A 3428-nucleotide genomic window follows, 5' to 3' on the forward strand; every position below is an offset into this window, starting at 1 on the left:
GATTTGGAGGCAAGGCACGGCAATCGCCGCTTGATGGCATCGGTTGAACTGACTTTTGTTTCTTATGCCGAGCAGGTACAGCGTTTGATGAGTGCGGCCTTGCTGGAAGGGCAGCGCGCCCGCCGACATACGATTGTTTTGCCACCACGCTTTTGGGCTTCTGCAACACCTGGCACGATCTTTGCTTGGACCTCCAAACGCAACGGCTATGTCAATAAGCTGATGCGGGTGGATGGCGTGGCTGATCGCGCCAACCTTGATGTGATGGTGGATCTGACTGAAGTTGATCCGACGGATTATGATTGGGACAGCGGCAAAGATTTCAAACCACCTGTTGATGGTGCTATCGGGTCTATGCGGCCACAGCCGCAGCCAATCATTGATTTCTCGGCCATTCCATCGGTGTCTAAAGATGCCAATGGGAATGATCGTCGGCCTGCCGTTCTGCTATCATGGGATGGCGATAAGGCTGACGTTGACCTCGTCCGGTTTGAGTTACGCCAGTCATGGGATTTAGCCGTAATCTATACCGGGCGCACCGAAGACGTTGGGCGTGGTTCAATGCTCATCGCCCCGTTTATGCTTCAGGCCAACTCCCAATATCAGGTGCGGGCGCGTTATGCGGTTTACGATGATTATCGAGAGTTCATTTGGTCTGATTGGATTTCGGTCAGGATGCTGGATGTTCGCTTAAGTGAGCTGGATATATATCCTGTTGGTGTAAACGAGCTAAGAGAGGAGGTTGAAGTTCAGCTAAAATGGCTGGGTAACTCCGAGAGCTATGCTTGGGATGAGTTAGAGCGACTGGGGCAGCTAACAGCCGAGCAGGATGCTGGTAATTTTGCTGAACGCCGCGTTCTGCGCGAAGAAGTTACAGTTGCCGTTAATAATGTAACTGCCTCCTACAAAAAAGCCATTCAAGTCGTTGTTAATGATGTGGGTGCAGTTGTTACCAGAATTGAGGAACTGGAAGTTTCTGTTGATGAGAGTATCGCGCGGGCAACCAGCTCCCTGCAAACTGAAATCAATAAGGTTGGTGACAAAGTTGATGTGAACGCGCGCGCGATTACAGCTCTTACCACTACCATTGATGAGGATGTATCTCGCGTCATCACGTTGATGGAAACGGAAATTAACAAAGTTGATGGCAAGGTCGATGCCAACAGCAAACTCATCACCGCTTTGTCGACTACGGTTGATAATGTTTCAGCCGGCATCAATATCCGCAGTGAAACAGAAGTATCACCCGGCGGCGGACGAGCTATACATGGCGTTCAGGTCAAAATGGGTAGTGGTGATGTTTGGTCCAGCTCTGCTTACTGGATTGAGGTTATCAATGGTGTCTCCAGTTTCATGGTTGCGGCAGATCGCTTCGTTGTGACCGACAGTACAGGCACATCAAAACAACCTTTAGTTTATATGGATGGCGAACTAACTCTGGCTCTTGCCAATATCGGTGAGGTAACAGCCGGTGTCATGCGTAGCCCTGATAATAAAGTGGTTTTCAATCTTAACAATGGGACGCTGATATTCAGCGATTAATGCATGGTTCAACGTGTGTTTTTAAGTAAATCCCCGCCACGGCTCATCACGTCGAAGGCGGGTAAGAATGCCACTCCGTCACTACCAGATGCAGACAAATCATTCGATAGCAACTGGTTTGATGGAGGCGGTATTAAATGGATTTTGCCCAGGAATAAATCAGGGGTATTTACCGCTTTTCCGTATCAGTTGAATTATATCCCCTATATTTGGGGTTTTTTGTCGGGAAATTATACAGGAGATCAAACCTATTTCGAGTGGGGCGTTATACCAAATAGCGCCGATAGACCCCCCACCAATGGAACTAGATACATACTTGATACTGAGTTTTTTAGCGGCGCGGGCGCGGATGCCAATCAAAATTACTACGCTACCAACGGCGGGATATATAACCATGTCCAAGCGGGACGTTGGCAAGGGGCAGATTACTTCGTGGTTTTCGAGGGCTGAAAATGGTGGATAGAATCTTATTAGGCAAAGAAAACAATAGACACTTACTTAGAATTTCAAAGCCCGGCTTTGATGTTAAAAACCGCGCTAATCCAATGGTTTTTTCTTCCGAGAATGACTACTTAAAAATACACGCAAGGGCGCGAGTAAAACTAAACTCATATACACAAAGCGGGAATGCTTTTTGGTGGGGTAAGTTTTCTTTTCCTCCACTAAGTTACCATCCATTGGTTTTTTATAGATACGAGTGGCCTCTATTGGGCAGAACCAATGTCACCTTTCCTTCGCAGGATGATGACATCTTCTGGGGCATGTCGTGCGTGGTAAGCTTTGATACACTTTGGTTTGTTTCATCCAATTGGGATGATTTTGTATCTGATATCTACGTGAATTACATCGTATTTGAAAATAGGATGCCGTAACGATGGTGGATAGGATTATCTTCGATGCCAGCGGCGTTAGGGTTTCAAAGCCGGGCTTTGACGCAAATACTGCTTCACCTCAAAACATGGCTATGTTTTCCGGCATGACCCCGTGCATACCGATAACGAGTAATAGCGTTTCGTTTACAGGTAACGGGACAAAGACATTCACATTTACTAGTCCAAATCAAAACATCGTCCCCACAGTATTGGTTAGGTCACCTCAAGGGATACTCCCTTCGTTCAGGACGTATTATGCGGAAATGAACGCGCCTTTTAATAGTGTAACCATTCGGAATGTGGACGGGAAAGCTAGAACTGTAGAATTCAAGGTATTGTTCTAAGCCGTCCCTTATGAGGAAATCATGCAAAACAGAATAATGATTGATCCATCGGTAGCCCTGATGGAATTGACCATTGACGCCAATTACTCACGTGATCGGCGGCTTTTTTTGGCCCACGAGTTGCATCATGCGCAATTGAAAATCCAAGAGATAACCGTCGACTTAGCATCGGCTCAAGAGGAAATAGCGCGCCTTAATCAGGTCGTGACAGATTTGCAGGGTGATGAGAATTCACCTGCTGATACGAAGGAGACTGAATAATGGCTTATGAAAGGGGTGTCAGGCCAGATTACACGGTCGGCACAATCACTTTGGTATCGGGGAGTAAGAACTTCACCACAACAGGGGCTTCATTGATCACCGCCACTATTGGCCGTGGCGATACGATTATGACGGCGGATGGCCGTGTGCTGATTATCAACGAAATTACCGGTCAGAATTCAGGTACTTTACTCTATCCTTGCCCTGTTGGTGTTGGTGGCACCAATCTACCCCTCTGCATCCGCTTTCAGTCCTCTGCATCAGCTGCTCCTGCTGCTATTCGCGATCTTATCGCCCGTTGGGGCATGAGCGGAAATGTCGATGCGCTTGCCGGATTGAAAACACTAAAAGATACACTGGCTTTTTTCACCGGTTCTGGCACTGCGGATGTGACTGCTTTAACGGAATG

At 47.4% G+C, this 3428-nt stretch carries 2 protein-coding genes and 2 pseudogenes; all 4 read left to right on the forward strand.

Going from position 1 to position 3428, the window contains the following annotated elements; genetic code table 11:
* Nucleotides 1-1542 (forward strand): annotated as a pseudogene (locus JNC77_RS17450) (phage tail protein); the annotation flags it as partial.
* Between the two features lie 3 nt (nucleotides 1543-1545).
* The gene (locus JNC77_RS17455) at nucleotides 1546-1992 is read left to right on the forward strand and encodes a hypothetical protein (protein ID WP_374834782.1); all 447 of its coding nucleotides are present in this window, start codon (nucleotides 1546-1548) and stop codon (nucleotides 1990-1992) included.
* Nucleotides 1993-2779: 787 nt separating this feature from the next.
* Nucleotides 2780-3019, forward strand: coding sequence for a hypothetical protein (locus JNC77_RS17460; protein ID WP_374834784.1), 240 nt, complete (start codon nucleotides 2780-2782; stop codon nucleotides 3017-3019).
* Nucleotides 3019-3428, forward strand: a pseudogene (locus JNC77_RS17465) (hypothetical protein); the annotation flags it as partial. The gene JNC77_RS17460 and the pseudogene JNC77_RS17465, both read left to right, overlap by 1 nt.

This window comes from Paenochrobactrum pullorum, from assembly GCF_041929845.1.
Taxonomy (GTDB): domain Bacteria; phylum Pseudomonadota; class Alphaproteobacteria; order Rhizobiales; family Rhizobiaceae; genus Paenochrobactrum; species Paenochrobactrum pullorum.

Excerpts from the sequence above, each read along its gene's own strand:
- JNC77_RS17455 (WP_374834782.1), top strand. The coding sequence starts at position 1,546 with ATGGTTCAACGTGTGTTTTTAAGTAAATCCCCGCCACGGCTCATCACG.
- JNC77_RS17460 (WP_374834784.1), top strand. The coding sequence starts at position 2,780 with ATGCAAAACAGAATAATGATTGATCCATCGGTAGCCCTGATGGAATTG.